At 64.2% G+C, this 14,825-nt stretch carries 16 protein-coding genes; 11 read left to right on the top strand and 5 right to left on the bottom strand.

Going from position 1 to position 14,825, the window contains the following annotated elements; all coding sequences use genetic code 11:
* Positions 1–98: 98 nt before the first annotated feature.
* Entirely contained in the window at positions 99–920 is an 822-nt protein-coding gene (locus HBA54_RS06255; RefSeq protein WP_167222534.1) for a helix-turn-helix domain-containing protein, read from the bottom strand.
* 155 nt (positions 921–1,075) lie between these two features.
* Here HBA54_RS06255 and HBA54_RS06250 point away from each other — a divergent pair, with 155 nt between their 5' ends.
* Genes HBA54_RS06250 through HBA54_RS06230 form a run of 5 tightly spaced genes read left to right on the top strand, consistent with a single transcriptional unit; the run spans position 1,076 to position 5,990 of the window.
* A complete protein-coding gene (locus tag HBA54_RS06250; protein ID WP_167222532.1) occupies positions 1,076–2,158 on the top strand; it encodes an ABC transporter ATP-binding protein in 1,083 nt (360 codons plus the stop codon).
* Complete coding sequence (locus HBA54_RS06245; RefSeq protein ID WP_167222530.1) at positions 2,155–3,048, top strand: ABC transporter permease; 894 nt, start codon at positions 2,155–2,157, stop codon at positions 3,046–3,048. The genes HBA54_RS06250 and HBA54_RS06245 overlap by 4 nt, the downstream gene beginning before the upstream one ends.
* A complete protein-coding gene (locus HBA54_RS06240) occupies positions 3,045–3,836 on the top strand; it encodes an ABC transporter permease (protein WP_205944455.1) in 792 nt (263 codons plus the stop codon). The genes HBA54_RS06245 and HBA54_RS06240 overlap by 4 nt, the downstream gene beginning before the upstream one ends.
* A 27-nt stretch (positions 3,837–3,863) precedes the next feature.
* The gene (locus HBA54_RS06235) at positions 3,864–4,901 is read left to right on the top strand and encodes an ABC transporter substrate-binding protein (protein WP_167222528.1); all 1,038 of its coding nucleotides are present in this window, start codon (positions 3,864–3,866) and stop codon (positions 4,899–4,901) included.
* Positions 4,902–4,961: 60 nt separating this feature from the next.
* The gene (locus tag HBA54_RS06230; protein ID WP_167222526.1) at positions 4,962–5,990 is read left to right on the top strand and encodes a histone deacetylase family protein; all 1,029 of its coding nucleotides are present in this window, start codon (positions 4,962–4,964) and stop codon (positions 5,988–5,990) included.
* A 46-nt stretch (positions 5,991–6,036) separates the two neighbouring features.
* Here HBA54_RS06230 and HBA54_RS06225 read toward each other — a convergent pair whose 3' ends face one another.
* Positions 6,037–7,236: a phosphoglycerate kinase gene (locus HBA54_RS06225; RefSeq protein WP_167222524.1), complete on the bottom strand. Its 1,200-nt coding sequence runs from the start codon at positions 7,234–7,236 to the stop codon at positions 6,037–6,039.
* Positions 7,237–7,384: 148 nt separating this feature from the next.
* On the opposite strand from HBA54_RS06225, the gene HBA54_RS06220 reads away from it, so the two are divergent.
* The 3 genes from HBA54_RS06220 to HBA54_RS06210 are packed head-to-tail and all read left to right on the top strand — an operon-like array spanning position 7,385 to position 10,344.
* Positions 7,385–8,392 carry an efflux RND transporter periplasmic adaptor subunit gene (locus HBA54_RS06220; RefSeq protein ID WP_167222522.1) on the top strand — a complete coding sequence of 336 codons (1,008 nt, stop codon included), beginning with the start codon at positions 7,385–7,387 and terminating at the stop codon, positions 8,390–8,392.
* 3 nt (positions 8,393–8,395) lie between these two features.
* The gene (locus HBA54_RS06215; protein ID WP_167222520.1) at positions 8,396–9,640 is read left to right on the top strand and encodes an ABC transporter permease; all 1,245 of its coding nucleotides are present in this window, start codon (positions 8,396–8,398) and stop codon (positions 9,638–9,640) included.
* Complete coding sequence (locus HBA54_RS06210) at positions 9,640–10,344, top strand: ABC transporter ATP-binding protein (RefSeq protein ID WP_167222518.1); 705 nt, start codon at positions 9,640–9,642, stop codon at positions 10,342–10,344. Before HBA54_RS06215 ends, HBA54_RS06210 begins: the two co-directional genes overlap by 1 nt.
* A gap of 8 nt (positions 10,345–10,352) precedes the next feature.
* On the opposite strand, the gene HBA54_RS06205 is transcribed toward HBA54_RS06210, so the two are convergent.
* On the bottom strand, positions 10,353–11,204 hold the full coding sequence (locus tag HBA54_RS06205) for a sterol desaturase family protein (RefSeq protein WP_167222516.1): 852 nt from the start codon (positions 11,202–11,204) through the stop codon (positions 10,353–10,355).
* A gap of 139 nt (positions 11,205–11,343) precedes the next feature.
* Between HBA54_RS06205 and HBA54_RS06200 the strand changes: the two genes are divergently transcribed.
* Entirely contained in the window at positions 11,344–11,928 is a 585-nt protein-coding gene (locus HBA54_RS06200; RefSeq protein ID WP_167222514.1) for a TetR/AcrR family transcriptional regulator, read from the top strand.
* 127 nt (positions 11,929–12,055) lie between these two features.
* Entirely contained in the window at positions 12,056–12,826 is a 771-nt protein-coding gene (locus HBA54_RS06195; protein WP_167222512.1) for an isocitrate lyase/PEP mutase family protein, read from the top strand.
* Between the two features lie 31 nt (positions 12,827–12,857).
* Here the strand turns inward: HBA54_RS06195 and HBA54_RS06190 are convergent, their stop codons facing one another.
* Complete coding sequence (locus HBA54_RS06190; protein WP_167222510.1) at positions 12,858–13,595, bottom strand: tellurite resistance TerB family protein; 738 nt, start codon at positions 13,593–13,595, stop codon at positions 12,858–12,860.
* 220 nt (positions 13,596–13,815) lie between these two features.
* Here HBA54_RS06190 and HBA54_RS06185 point away from each other — a divergent pair, with 220 nt between their 5' ends.
* Entirely contained in the window at positions 13,816–14,295 is a 480-nt protein-coding gene (locus HBA54_RS06185; RefSeq protein ID WP_167222508.1) for a DUF1203 domain-containing protein, read from the top strand.
* 23 nt (positions 14,296–14,318) lie between these two features.
* Here HBA54_RS06185 and HBA54_RS06180 read toward each other — a convergent pair whose 3' ends face one another.
* Positions 14,319–14,825, bottom strand: coding sequence for a DUF427 domain-containing protein (locus tag HBA54_RS06180; protein WP_167222506.1), 507 nt, complete (start codon positions 14,823–14,825; stop codon positions 14,319–14,321).

Here is a 14,825-nt window from a genome sequence, read left to right as displayed (position 1 = left end):
CCCCGCCGGAATTCATTGAGCTGCGTCAATGGGAGTGCTGCGTCAATGGGAATGAGGTCCGGAGAAGATCGGCAACCTGGCGGCGTTCGTGCCAGGCATTAGGCTTTGGCATTCTCCACGAGCAAGGCTTTCTGCAGGGTCAGGAAAAGCTCTGCCTGCGATGAGATCCGCATTTTCTTGTAGATGTTCTTCCGGTGCACTTTGACGGTCTGGTCGGAGATGCCGAGGATCAGGCTGGCCGAGAGGCTCGAATGCCCCTGCAGGACCAGCGCCGTAACCTCAGCCTCCCGGCGCGTCAGTCCGGGCGCGTGGGCCCTTGCCGCATAGTGGTAGATGGCTTCATCGAGCACATAGGGAAGGGTTGCCGCCCGCCGCGAGCCCGCAGCCATCAGGATCCTCTCGCCGTGCTGGCGCAGCAGCTCGACCAGAATGGGCTCGATCAGCCTCAGCCCCCTTAGCTCGGCTTTGCTGTAGGGCGGGTCCGACGTGCCCCGGCTCATCGAGAGGCTGCCGACGGACCCGTCCGACAGGGGGATCAGGACGCCGACTTCGTCGCCCAGATTGGTCCTCTGATAATACTGCTGATAGTACTCGCTGGCGAAGAAGCGGTCGGGCGCAATATCGCGCAGCCGATAGATCCCGGGCCTGAACGGCTGCAGGGAGTACTGAAAAAACGGGTCCAGCTGATAGGCGCCCCCCAGATAGTGGGTGATGTAGGTTTCGCGCAGCGCAACGTCCGGGATCCAGTGATACTCGGAGGTCGGCGGCCGGTTTGCCGGATAGTTCAGAATGAGGAAGGTCCGGAACGCCATCTTGGTCCGCAGCACCCGCCTGAGGGCAGAGGGAAAGGCCGGCCGGCCGGCAATGCGCATAAGCATGGCAATCGCCCGAGCCTCGCTGGGACCGATGGTCTCGCCCATTCCTCTAACCCCCGATATCGGTTGAAACAGGCAATTGACTACCCCTTTGGGGGTATATGTCAATCGCCGGTCCCGCATGAGGATCGGGGTGTAGCCTCAGGGTACCCGATCCGCGAAGAGAGCGGCCAGGAGGCTTGCAGGGGGAGAGGGGCATAGTGTCAGTAGCGATACAGGCAGAGCGGCTGCGAAAGGTCTATCCGGGCTCTCCGCCGGTTGCGGCCCTGAAGTCGGCAAGCCTTGAAATCGCCGACAACGAGTTTTTCACGCTGCTTGGCCCGTCGGGTTGCGGCAAGACCACCTTGCTGCGGCTTGTTGCCGGTTTCGAAAGCATCACCGGCGGAACGCTTCATTTATTCGGCGAGGATATATCGCACCTGCCGCCGGAAAAGCGTCCAGTGAACACGGTGTTTCAGCACTACTCGCTGTTTCCGCACATGACCATTCTGGATAATGTCGCCTTCGGTTTGCGGCGCCTGGGAAAATCCCGTCAGGAAGCAGCGGGTAAAGCACAGGAGATGCTCGACCTGGTGCAGCTCCGGGACTACGGCGCGCGCCTGCCCAATCAACTGTCCGGCGGCCAGCAGCAGCGCGTCGCGCTGGCCCGGGCGCTGGCCCCAAGACCGCGCGTCCTGCTGCTGGACGAACCGCTCTCGGCCCTGGATCTGAAGCTGCGCCAGTCGATGCGGCTTGAACTGAAACGGCTGCAGCGCGAAACCGGCATCACCTTTGTCTTCGTGACCCACGATCAGGATGAAGCGCTGGCCATGAGCGACCGGATCGCCGTCATGTCGGCGGGGGAAATCCAGCAGATCGCGACGCCCGGCGAGATCTATGAATACCCGGCGAACCGCTTCGTGGCCGAGTTCATCGGCGACGCCAATTTCTATCAGGCCACGGCCGAGCAGATTGCGGATGACGGCGCCACCTATCTCACGCCCTTCGGCACGCGCCTTGCCGGACCGCTTGTCGCGGGGGTCGGTCCGGGCAGCAGCGTCACCATCTTCGTGCGCCCGGAGAAAGTGGCGCTGGCCAGAACCGCGACAGAGGGCGCGCTGCCCGGCAGGGTTCGCGATGTCATCTATCTGGGCGACACGACCGACTACCGGATCGCCCTGGATCAGGGCGGCGCTATCACCGTCAGGGCCGAGAACCACAAGGACGGGCGGCCCCTGGCAAACCCGGGCGATGACGTATTCGTAGAGCTTGATCCCTCGGCATTGCGGGTCCTGAAAGAATGACGATCGTGCTGGACAGGCTGAAGGCTTACGCAGGCGTGGCGCCGGCCACGCTGGTCATCGGCGTCTTCATGATCGCGCCCCTGATGATCATCCTCGCCTACTCCTTCCTGGAGCCGAACCCCTACGGCGGCGTGCGCCCAACCTTCTCGACCGGGGCCTACACGAAGCTGTTCTATGAACGCGATCTTTTCGACGAGATGGTCTTCAACGCGACCTATCTGAAGATCACCTTCCGCTCGCTGTGGATCGCCGCGGTTTCGGTGATCGCCTGCCTGCTGATCGGCTTTCCCGTGGCCTACTACATCGCCATGCAACCGGCGGACCGGCGCAACCTGCTGATCCTGCTGATCACCATTCCGTTCTGGACCAACCTGCTGATCCGCACCTATTGCTGGATCCTGGTGCTGCGCGACACCGGGCTGATCAACAACGGCCTGATGTCCGCAGGGCTCATCGATAGTCCTTTCACGATGCTCTATAGCGAGGGCGCGATCGTGCTGGGACTCATCTACACCTACATCCCCTTCATGGTGCTGCCGATCTACGCCTCGCTGGAGCGGCTCGACCTGCGCCTGATCGAGGCCAGCCGGGACCTCTATGCCACCAAGTGGGGCACGCTGCGCCAGATCGTTCTGCCGCTGGCAGCGCCGGGCATCATTGCCGGCTCGATCCTGGTTTTCATCCCGGGCCTGGGCGCCTTCATCGCCCCGGAACTGCTGGGCGGCGGCAAGAACCTGATGCTGGGCAGCCTGGTGCAGCTTCAGTTCTCCTCGGCCCGGAACTGGCCCTTCGGCTCGGCGCTGGCGGTCGTGATCATGGCTGTGGTCATGCTGACGCTGATGCTCTACGCCCGCAACGCACGCAAGAACGGCGGGGGGCTGCAGCATTGAAGCAGGCCGCGCGCGATATCCGCATCCTGCCGGGGTTCAACTGGGTCACCCTGGGGTTCTTCCTCTACCTCTACCTGCCCCTGGTCATTCTGGTGGTGTTCTCCTTCAACGCCTCGCGCTCGGCGACGGTCTGGGAAGGCTTCAGCGTGGACTGGTACTTCAAGGCCTTTGCCAACGACGATATCCGCCGCGCCGCCGCCAACAGCCTGATCATCGCCACCGTTTCCATGGTGGCCTCCACCTGCATCGCCACCATGGCGGCGCTGGCCCTGGCGCGCAACCGGCGGATCCGGCGCAAGCCGGTCTTCTCCGGACTCATCATGCTGCCCCTCATGATCCCCGAGATCGTGACCGCGGTCGCCACCCTGACCTTCTTTGCGGCCATCGGCCTGTCGCTGGGTCTGGGCAACATCATCATCGCGCATACGGTCTTTTGCATCCCCTTTGCCTATCTGCCCATCCGGGCCCGGCTTCAGGGAATGGACGAAAGCCTGGAGACCGCGGCTCAGGATCTCTATGCGGGCAAATGGGCCACGCTGCGGCTGGTCACCCTGCCGCTGCTGGCGCCCGGCATCCTGTCAGGGGCGATGCTGGCCTTCATCATCTCTATCGACGATTTCATCATCACGCTGATGGTGGCCGAGGCGGGTTCAACCACCCTGCCGATCTATATCTACAGTCTGGTCCGCCTGGGCATCACGCCGGAGATCAACGCGGTCTCGACCATACTGCTCCTCATTTCGATCCTCTTTGTAACCCTGTCCTACAGAATCGGAAAAAAGCGCTAGAACATCGAGCAACAGGAAGGAAGCACAATGAAAAAGAACATCGTCCCGCTTCTGGGAGCGACGGCATTGATCCTCAGCCTCAGCGCGGTTCCCGCCGCCGCCGAGGGCGACCTCTTCATCTACAACTGGACCGACTATACCGCGCCGGAACTGATCGAAAAATTCGAGGCCGAAACCGGGATCTCGGTAACGCTGGATACCTACGATTCAAACGAAACGCTGCTGGCAAAGCTGCAATCCGGCGCAACCGGATACGACATCGTCGTGCCAAGCCACAACTTCGTCGAAATCTTCATCGCCGAAGGATTGCTGCAGCCGATCAATGCCGCGACGCTGGCGGGCCACGGCAATCTCGCCGCCGACTTCAAGAACGCACCCTGGGACCCGGGCAACGTCTACACGGTTCCCTGGCAGTGGGGCACGACGTCCTTCACGGTCAACACCAGCGTCTACGAAGGCGACATCAATACCTATGAAGTGCTGTTCAAACCGCCTGCCGAGCTGCAGGGCCAGATCGGCATGTTCAAGTCCGCCGACGAAGTAATCTCCATGGCGCAAATCTCCCTCGGCCTGCCCCTGTGCAGTGAAAACCCGGAGGAGATGCGGCAGGTTCTGGATCTGCTTGAAACCCAGAAGCCCTTCGTCAAAACCTACAATTCCGACGGCATCCTGGAGCGGCTGGTATCGGGCGACACCGCAATGCACCAGAACTGGAACGGCTACTCGATCCGCGCAAGAGCCGAGAACCCCGCCATGCGTTATGCCTTCCCCGCCGAGGGCGTGATCACCTGGGCCGACAATCTGGCGGTTCCGACCGGGGCGCGGAACTATGACAATGCCATCAAGTTCATCGAGTTCATGATGCAGCCCGAGAACATCGCCGTGCAGTCCAACTTCGCCGGTTATTCGAACGGCGTTGACGGCAGCACCGCCTTCATGAGCGAAGAGCTGAAGGCCGCGCATGAGCTTTCACCGCCCGAGGGCACACCGCTGGTCTTCTCCCAGACATGTTCTGAAAAGGCCATCGATCTTCAGAACCGCGTTTGGACATCGCTCCTTCAGTAACTCTACCCCCCTGCAGGCAGGGCCAGACGGCCCTGCCTGCCAACCCCCCGGGGACCGGCCATGCTGACCGTCTATTCTGAAAAACATAAACTCCGTGACGCAAAGACCGAGATCTTCGGCGGTGAGCTCGTGGCACCCTTTGAGTGTCCGCGGCGCGCCGAGGTGATTCTGGATCGCATCACGGCCACGGGGCTGGGCGAAGTAACGGCCCCGCGCGACTACGGCCTCGACCCGGTCCTGGCGGTCCATGATGCAGGCTACGTCGGTTTTCTTGAAAGCTGTTACGCGGACTGGGTCGCTGACGGACATAAGGGTGAGGCGATCGCCATGTGCTGGCCGACGCGCAGCATGAACTCGCCCTACATCCCCAACAACATAGAGGGCAAACTGGGCTACTACGCGCTGGCCGCCGAGACCACAATTTCAGACGGCACCTGGGAGGCGGCACTTGCCAGCAAGGACGTCGCCCTGACCGCCACCGACCACGTGCTGGCCGGCAACCCCGCCGCCTTCGGCCTCTGCCGCCCGCCGGGCCATCACGCCGCAGCCGACCAGTTCGGCGGCTATTGCTTTCTCAACAACGCCGCCATTGCCGCACAGCACGCTTTGGACAAGGGCGCCCGCCGCGTCGCCGTTCTGGACGTGGACTTTCACCACGGGAACGGTACCCAGAGTATCTTTTACGAGCGCGACGATGTGTTCTTCCTGTCGATCCACGGCGATCCCATGGAGGCTTTCCCGCATTTTCTGGGTCATGCCGACGAGACCGGCAAGGGCCGGGGCGCGGGATACACCGCCAACTATCCGCTGCCGCCGCTGGCCGACTATGCGCGCTGGAAGGCGGCGCTGCTCGACGCTATCGGGAAGATCCAGGCTTACACGCCGGATCTGCTGGTCGTCTCGCTGGGCGTGGATACCTTTGAGAACGATCCCATCAGTTTCTTCAAACTGGCTCAGGACGACTTCGCCGACTGCGGCCGCTGCATCGGCGCCATGACCATACCCACGGTCTACGTTATGGAGGGCGGCTATGCGATTGAGGACATCGGTATCGTCACGGTGAACATGCTCAGCGCGCACGACGCCTAGTCGCGGCCTTCGCCGCGGAACGGCGATTACTACCCCGACGGTGTCCTCAGGCCTGATCTTCCAGTGCCTTCACGCCCGGCAGGGTTTTGCCTTCCAGCCATTCCAGGAAGGCGCCGCCGGCCGTGGAGACGTAGGAGAAATCGTTCAGCACCCCGGCGTGGGCCAGGGCCGACACCGTATCGCCGCCGCCGGCCACCGACAGCAGCTTGCCTTCCTTGGTGAGCGCCGCGGCGGCCTGGGCCACGGTGTTGGTGGCGGCGTCGAAGGGCGGCACCTCGAAACAGCCGAGCGGACCGTTCCACACCAGGGTGGCGCAATCGCCGAGACGCCGGGCCAGATGCTCCGCCGTCGCCGGACCGAGGTCCAGGATCATCTGATTCGCCGGCACCGTCTTGACCGACACCGTGGTGTAGGCGACCCCGGCGGCCAGCGAGCCCGCCACCACCGCATCGGTCGGCAGGACGACGTCGCAGCCGGCCTCCTTCGCCTTGGCGATAATCTGCTTTGCCGTATCCGCCATCTCGTGCTCGCAGAGGGAGCGGCCGACATCGACGCCCAGGGCATTCAGGAAGGTGTTGGCCATGCCGCCGCCGATGATCAGCATGTTCACCCGGGCAACCAGATTGCCCAGCAGGTCCAGCTTGGTGGAGATCTTGGCGCCGCCCACCACCGCCGCCAGCGGCCGCTTCGGCTGGGCCAGCGCCTGATCCAGGTGCTCCAGTTCCTCCTGCATCAGCCGCCCGGCCGCCGACGGCAGGCGGCGGGCCAGGCCCTCGGTCGAGGCATGGGCGCGGTGGGCGGCGGAGAAGGCATCGTTCACATAAAGATCGCCCAGCGCCGCCAAGGCATCGGCAAAGGCCGGGTCATTGGCTTCCTCGCCCGCATGGAACCGCAGGTTCTCCATCAGTGCCACGCCGCCGGGCGCCAGTTCCTGCGCAGCTTTTTGCGCCACCGGGCCGACACAGTCTTCGGCAAAGCCGATTTCGACGCCCAGCACCGCGGCGATCACCGGCACCAGCGGCCGCAGCGACATCTCGGGATTGGGTGTTCCCTTGGGCCGGCCGAAGTGGGTCAGCAGCAACACCTTGGCCCCCGCCGCCGCCAGATCGCGGATGGTCGGCGCGGCACGTTCGATGCGCGTAAGGTCGGTCACCTTGCCCCCGGCCATCGGCACGTTGAAGTCGACACGCAGCAAAACCGTCTTACCGGCAAGGTCGAGGTTGTCGAGGGTCTTGAATTTCGGCATCGTGGTCTCGCGAATTGAGGTGACGCAAAGTCGGGGCACGCGCCGGAGTGTTACGAAAAGCGCGCTGCACAAGCAAGCATCATGGCCGCAACCGGCTGCCCGCGGGACGGCGGAAGGCCCTGAGCGAAGACAAAAGAGCCAAGATTCTATGAAAAGACCGGTAACCCTGGGGCTGACCGCCCTCGGCCTTGTGGCAATCGCCCTGGCGGCCTGGTGGTTCGTCTCGGCACCGCCCCTGGTCAGCCTGGCGCGGCCGCAGCGCGGCCCGGCGGTCGATGCCATCTATGCCACCGGCACGGTGGAGCCGGTGCGCTGGGCCAAGATCGCCTCCACCGAGACCGGGCGGATTCTGGACTACCCGGCGACCGAGCGCCGCGCCGTGGCAAAGGGCGACCTGCTGGTCCACCTCGATGACGCCGAGGCCAAGGCCGACCTGCGCGAGGCGACGGCGCGGGTCGCCTTCCTGAAAGGCGATCTGGAGCGCTACGCCGCCCTGGTCGAACGCAGCACCGTGAGCCGCCAGGCCTATGAGCGGGTGCAGAGCGACCTGGATCAGGCCCTGGCCGCCACCGCCGCGGCGCGCCAGCGCCTCGCCGATCTGACCATTAGCGCACCGCTCGATGGTGTGGTGCTGCGCAAGGACGGCGAGGTCGGCGAGGTGGTGCAGGCCGGCGATGTGCTGCTGTGGATCGGCCAGGACCGTCCCTACTGGATCACCGCCGATGTCGACGAGGAGGATATCCCCTGGGTCGAGCCGGGCCAGCGCAGTCTCATCAAGGCCGATGCCTTTCCCAAGCGGGCACTGGAAGGCAGGGTCAGCGAGATCACCCCGATGGGCGATTCCGTCAACAAGCAGTACCGGGTGCGGGTGCTGCTGCCCGCCGACTCGCCGCTGCTGATCGGCATGACCACCGAGCTCAACATTATCGTGCGTACAGAGGAAAACGCCCTGCTGATTCCCGAAGGGGCCGTCGCCGGCAACGATTTTGTCTGGCTGTTCGACGACGGCAAGGCGCGGCGCCAAGTGGTCGAACTGGGCATCTACGGCAAAGGCCTGGTGGAGGTGCGCGGCGGGCTGACCGACAGCGACCAGCTGATCCTCGACCCACCGGGGGATCTGCAGTACGGGCAGACGGTCCGGGTGCGGAGGCGTTAGGTAATGCGTCTGCTGCTCGATATCGCCCTCGGCCATCTGCGCAACCGCAAGCGTCAGACCGTCGTCTCCCTCTTGGGGGTCGGTCTCGGCGTCGGCTTCTTCATCGCCATCGCCGCCATGATGCAGGGCTTCCAGAACTATTTCATCGACAAGATCATCGACGTCTCGCCCCACATCGAGATGAAGGACGAATACCGCAACCCGCCGCTGCAGCCGGTCGAGCGGCTCTATGCCGGCGGCGCCGTCGGGCTGACCGGGGTGAAGCCGAAAGACGAGCCGCGCGGCATCAAGCAGGGCCGCGCCAAGGTCGCTGAGCTGGAACTCCTGCCGGGGGTGAAGGCTTCCGGCTATCTTTCCGGCGAGATCATCCTGCGCTATGGCGCCAAGGATGTCTCCGGCACCGTGGTCGGCATCGAGCCGGAGCGCGAGCGCCAGGTCAGCAAGCTGGAAAACGACCTGATCGCCGGTGCCCTCGACAACCTCTACACCACCGCCAACGGCCTCCTGGTCGGCGAGGGCGTGGCCCACAAGCTGGGCGCCCGTATGGGCGATACCATCACCGCCCTCACCGCCGCCGGGGTGATCCTGAAGATGAAGATCGTCGGCATCTTCAACACCGGGATCGTCGAGCTCGACAACTTCCGCGTCTACACCCTGCTGAAAAAGGCCCAGGTGCTGCAGGACCGGCCCAACGTCGTGAACCGCATCCGCCTGCGCCTGGACGATGTAAACCAGGCCGAAGCCCTGGCCCGGCGCATCGAGCAGCGCTACGGCTATCGCAGCGAGTCCTGGCAGGAGGCCAACCAGAACGTCCTCGGCATCTTCGTCATCCAGAACGGCATTATGTATTCCACCACCGGCGCTATCCTGGTGGTTGCCGCCTTTGGCATCTTCAACATCATCTCCACCGTGGTGCTGGAGAAAACCCGCGACATCGCCATCCTGAAGTCCCTCGGCTTCACCTCAGGCGACGTCGAACTGATCTTCGTCGCCGAGGGGCTGCTGGTCGGCGTCGCCGGCGCCCTCCTCGGCTGGGTCCTGGGCTATGGCATGACCGAGGCCCTGGGCACCATCGACCTGAAAACCGAGGGCTTCATCCGCGCCGAGGGCTTCATCCTGCACTACAGCCCCTGGCACTACATCATCAGCGCTCTCATGGCGATCGGCGCCGCGACCTTCGCCGCCTATCTGCCGGCCCGCAAGGCCGCCCGAGTCTACCCGGTGGATATCATCCGGAGCGCGGCCTGATGGCTGAAGCGGCGATCCGGAACGCACCAGACAGCGTGCCGGTCCTTGAGCTGCGCGGGGTGACCCGGGTGCTGCCCGGTCCGGTGCCGGTGACCCTGGTGCGCGACATAAACCTGAAAATTCCCCGCGCCACCTTCGCCGCCATCACCGGGCCTTCCGGCTCCGGCAAATCCTCCCTGCTCTACCTGCTGAGCCTGCTCGACCGGCCGACGTCAGGGGAGGTCTTGCTGGAGGGCCGGGCCATCGACGGCCTCAGCGACGCGGCCCGTGCCGGCATCCGCCTGAAGAAGCTCGGTTTCGTTTTCCAGTTCCACTTCCTGCTGCCGGAATTCACCGCCCTCGACAACGTCATGCTGCCGATGCGCAAGGCCCGCCTGCTGGAACCCAGGGCGATGCGCGCCCGGGCCCTGGACCTGCTGCATCAGTTGGACCTGGACGACTCTGCCCACAAGCTGCCGGGCCAGCTCTCCGGCGGCCAGCGCCAGCGCGTCGCCATCGCCCGGGCGCTCGCCAACGACCCCCATGTGATCTTCGCCGACGAGCCGACCGGCAACCTGGACACCAAGAACGGCCGCATCGTCTTCGACATCTTCGAGCGCCTGGTCGACGTGGAGGGCCGCTCCGTCGTCACCGTCACCCACGACCCCGACCTCGCCGCCCGCGCCGAGATGCGGATCCACATCGTCGACGGCCGGATCGTTTAGAGTTAGGGCTACAGGGTCTTCGACGGCCGCCAGCCCGGCCTGTTGAAGAGATAGCCACGCGCCTCCGCCAAAGAACGCGCGGATGCCAGGTCGCAGAACAGGGCCGGGTACTCCGAAAACCAGATCTTCAGCGGATTGACCGAGGTGAAGTCGCGGGCGAGACCATAGCGCGGTGTCTCCTCTTCTGCCTGATAGGTGCCGAAGAGGCGGTCCCAGATCATCAGGATACCGCCATAATTCCTGTCGAGGTATTTGGCATCGCAGCCGTGGTGCACCCGGTGGTTGGCCGGCGTGTTGAAGAGGCGCTCCAGCGGTCCCAGCTTGCCGATCAGTTCGGTGTGGATCCAGGTCTGATAGACCAGCACCGCCACCTGGCCGGCGAAGACCGCCAGGGGATGAAAACCGATGAGGATCAGCGGCAGGTGGATCAGGGCGGCCCAGGGGCTTTCCAGAAAGCCGAAACGGAAGGCGACGGCGGTGTTCATCACCCGGGCGGAGTGATGCACGGCATGCGACACCCAGAGCAGGCGGACCTGATGCGCCAGGCGGTGTTCCCAGTAATAGACGAAGTCGGCAGCGATCAAGGCCAGCACCAGGGTGGCGAGGGTGACCGGAATCGGCAGCGGCGTCACCAGCTCGTAAACCGCGAAGTAGGCGATCACGGTCGCGGTGGTGAACATCAGCTCACCGGCAATGTAGGGGATCTGGGTCGACAGGCTGGCCAGGGTTTCGAGAAACCGTCGGCCGGGCTGGCGCCGCACGATGAGGTCTTTGATGGTCTCCACAGACAGCAGGCCGACGCCGATCGCAAGCGACAGGCCGTCCATCTGCAAGATCCAGGCTTCCAATTGCTCAAGCAAGGCAAGATCCCTTTGATCGCCGTTGAAGTCAGCGCCGCCACGCGATGCTTGGCAGCCAAGAGTTAATTATCTAGTCTGACAATAAAATGGCGATCATGAATTGATTGTCAATCTTGATAATTAATGAAAGATAAAAAGAATGGCGCGACCCAGCGTAACCGCCGAGCGCCGGGAAGAAATCCTGGCCGCCTTTGCCCGCTGCGTGGCGCGTGACGGGGTCGAGGGGGCATCGCTGCAACAGGTGGCCGACGCGGCGGGCCTGGCCCGCGCCCTGCTGCGTCACCACATCGGCAACCGGGAGGACATGATTCTGGCCCTGGCCGAACGCTTCTGCCGCCAGAGCATGGCGGAGATGGACGCGCTGGTCGAACTGCTGCCGAAGAAGAAGCGCCTGGAAAAGCTGATCGCCGTGCTCTTCACCACGACCTACGCCAGCTCCAGCCAGGAACTGCAGGTCGCCGCGGCGCTGATCAACGCCGCCGCCAGCCGACCGGCCCTGAAGAAGATGCTGCGGCACTGGTACGACGGTTTTGAGGATGTTATCGCGCTGGAGCTACAGACCGCTTATCCCGCGGCCAAGCGCGCGGCCGTGGCGGAAGTCGCCACCGCCATCGTCGGCATGGCTTTTTCCGTCGACTCCCTGACGCCGCTCGGCAAGGTCGACGACCTCTTTCAGCGTTCGCAACGCGCCGCCCTGCGCCTTGCGGCGACACTGGGGAATTAGCGGCGCCAACAGCGATGAGCGCTCGCCGATTTCAGACATCATCATCCTTTGGCCCTCGCGCGCGCGGGTCTGCGATGCTAGGCAAGGTCGATAGCAATCAACTGCCGTCCGGATAGAAAGGGAGACGATGACCCAAGCCGAGAAAGCCCGCGCCTTTGCCGACCTGCACGTGGCGGGAACCCCCCTTGTGCTCTACAACATCTGGGACGCCGGCGGCGCCAAGGCCATCGCCAAGGCCGGCGCCAAGGCGTTGGCGACGGGCAGCTGGTCGGTCGCCGCCGCCCAGGGCTATGGCGACGGCCAGGCAATCCCCCTGGATCAGGTCCTGCAGATCGTCTCGCGGATCGCCGCCACGGTGGACCTTCCCCTGACGGTGGATTTCGAAGGCGGTTATGCCGAGGCGCCTGAGAAGGTTGCCGCGAATGTCAGCCGCGTTATCGAAGCCGGTGCCGTCGGCATCAACTTCGAGGACCAGATCGTCGGTGGAAGCGGCCTTCATACCGCACAAGCGCAGAGCGACAGAATCGCCGCCGTAAGACAGACCGCCGAAGCAGCGGACATGCCGCTCTTCATCAACGCCCGGACCGATCTCTTCCTGAAGGAAAAAGACCGCGGCAAGCACGCAGACCTCATCGCCGAAGCCAAGGAGCGGGCGCGCGCCTATGCCGGGGCCGGCGCGAGCGGGTTCTTCGTGCCCGGCCTCGTCGATCCGGATCTCATCGGCGCGATTTGCGCGGCGGCCGGCCTGCCGGTCAACGTCATGATGATGGAAGGTGCCCCCGCCACGGAGGCTTTGGCATCCCTGGGCGTTGCCCGGATCAGTTACGGACCGGGGCCTTATTTCGAAGCCATGGCGCGGCTGGCCGAGCGGTTTCGCGAAGTCACCGGCGGCGCGTGACGCGATAGGACAACCGGCGCGGTCGCAAGAATCAGGCGGTGGCAGCCTCTGCCTGGCTCTCCAGATGACCGACCAGTTCGCCGGGCAGCGACAGGCGGCTGGCCAGGGCTTCCAGGTAAGCCTGTTCCATCGGGTGATCGGGATCGATGGCCAGGCGCGAGACGAGATAGAGCTCGGCCGCCTGCTCCGGCCCTTCCGCCAGGTTGGCGATATCCTGCAGGCTCGGCGGGCTGCCGAGAGCATCGAAAACGAAGGCCTTGTCTTCGGCATCGAGCGGCAGTTCGCCGACCTTGTTGAAGATCAGGCGCTGTTCGTCCGGGCCGATATGGCCATCGGCATTGGCGGCGGCGATCATCGCCATCACCAGGGCCAGCTCGAACGGCCGGCCGTTGCTGGCCGGTGCGGCGGCGGGCAGGAACTTTGACCCGGCGGGCGGAAGCGCCGGCGGCGGCGCCGCAGCGGGCTGCTGAGCCGCTGCTTGCTGGGGCGCCTGCTGCCCCGCCTGCCAGTTTGAGTAGGCGCGAAAGGCCAGGGCACCAAGGGCCGCGGCGCCGCCGTAACCCACCACGCCCCCAGCCAATTTCCCAGCTGTTTTGCGTGCTTTTTTGTTCCCCAGCAGAACGCCAAGCAGACCGCCGGCGGCCAAGCCGCCAGCCACACCGCCGAGGCCGCTGTTCGCCAGCTTGCCTTTGGCATTCTGCATCGCGCCGCCGGCTGCCTGGCCTGCGTTCGGGCCGAGAAACTGCTCAAGTAAACCTTGGGGATTCATGCTCTTCCTCTCCAATTGTCCCCGAGACAGATGGGAATTAGAAAGGCGAATGGCAATCGCTATCGGCAAGTTTGATTGGGAAATCCGATGTCCTGCGATCAACGCCGGGCCGGAACCGCCCCAAGGGCCCGGGCGAGCCTGTGTATCCGCGCAATAATCGGATAGTTGCACGTGACCGCCGATAGTACCTTCGCCATAGAATTTCGAAGGAGACTGTAAAATGGCATTCCAGATCCACGCGCTCGACAGCGGCCTGTTTTCCGACCTCTTTGAGCTTGATGACAAGGCGCTGGAAGCCATCGGCGCACGCCGCGAAACGGTGACCAGCAAACCGGGTTATCCCTGCCGGGTCAGCCTGGCGGACGCAGAGGTCGGCGACAGGGTCGTTTTGGTCAACTACGAACACCTGCCGGAGAAAACACCCTATCGGGCTTCCCACGCGATTTATGTGCGCGAGAACGTCAAGCAGGCTCACCCGGCGCCGAACGAAGTGCCCGAGGTACTGTCATCGCGCCTGCTCTCGGTGCGTTGTTTTGGAGAGGATCATTTCATGATCCAGGCCGATGTCGTCGACGGAGCGGCGCTTGGCTCGATGATCGACGACATGTTCAAAAGCGAAGGGGTTGCCTACATCCACCTTCACAACGCAAGGCAGGGATGCTTCGCCGCCAAGGTGACCAGAGCGCCCGAAGTCCGCTAACGGGGGACGAATACGGTCTGTCTCTACCAGCCCCGGGTGCCGGGGCCGCCCTTGAAAGGACCGACGATATCGGCGCTGCGCCAACCGCCGTAGAAGTCACCCTCCTGGGGCACCACGCGTTCTCCGTCGACGAAGCAGGCATCGGCCCGCCCGGCATAGAAACAGAGATGATCGCACAGCGCCTCGTAGGGCGACCAGGGCGCGGCATAGCTCCAGGCCGCCGCCTCGCTGATCCGGCTGCCAACACGGATCGACCAATAGGCCGCCTGGCCCTTGAATTCGCAGATCGAGCGGCCGGGCGCGCGCTCCAGCAGATCCCGGCGGACGTCTTCCGGCGGCAGGTAGTAGCTCGGCGGATGGCTGGTCTCCAGGATGCGCAGGGCACGACTGGTTTCGGCGACCACTGTCTCGGCAAAGACCACTTTCAGATGCCGGGCCGTCGACTCCAGCCGTGGCGGGCGCGGATAGTCCCAGACCGATTCCTGGCCCGGCCCGGGCACCACGCGTTTGTTGGGCGGCGGATCGAACAT

The organism is Pelagibius litoralis (genome assembly GCF_011683915.1).
Lineage (GTDB): Bacteria > Pseudomonadota > Alphaproteobacteria > Kiloniellales > Kiloniellaceae > Pelagibius > Pelagibius litoralis.
This window is presented reverse-complemented; position numbering and strand designations above follow the sequence as displayed.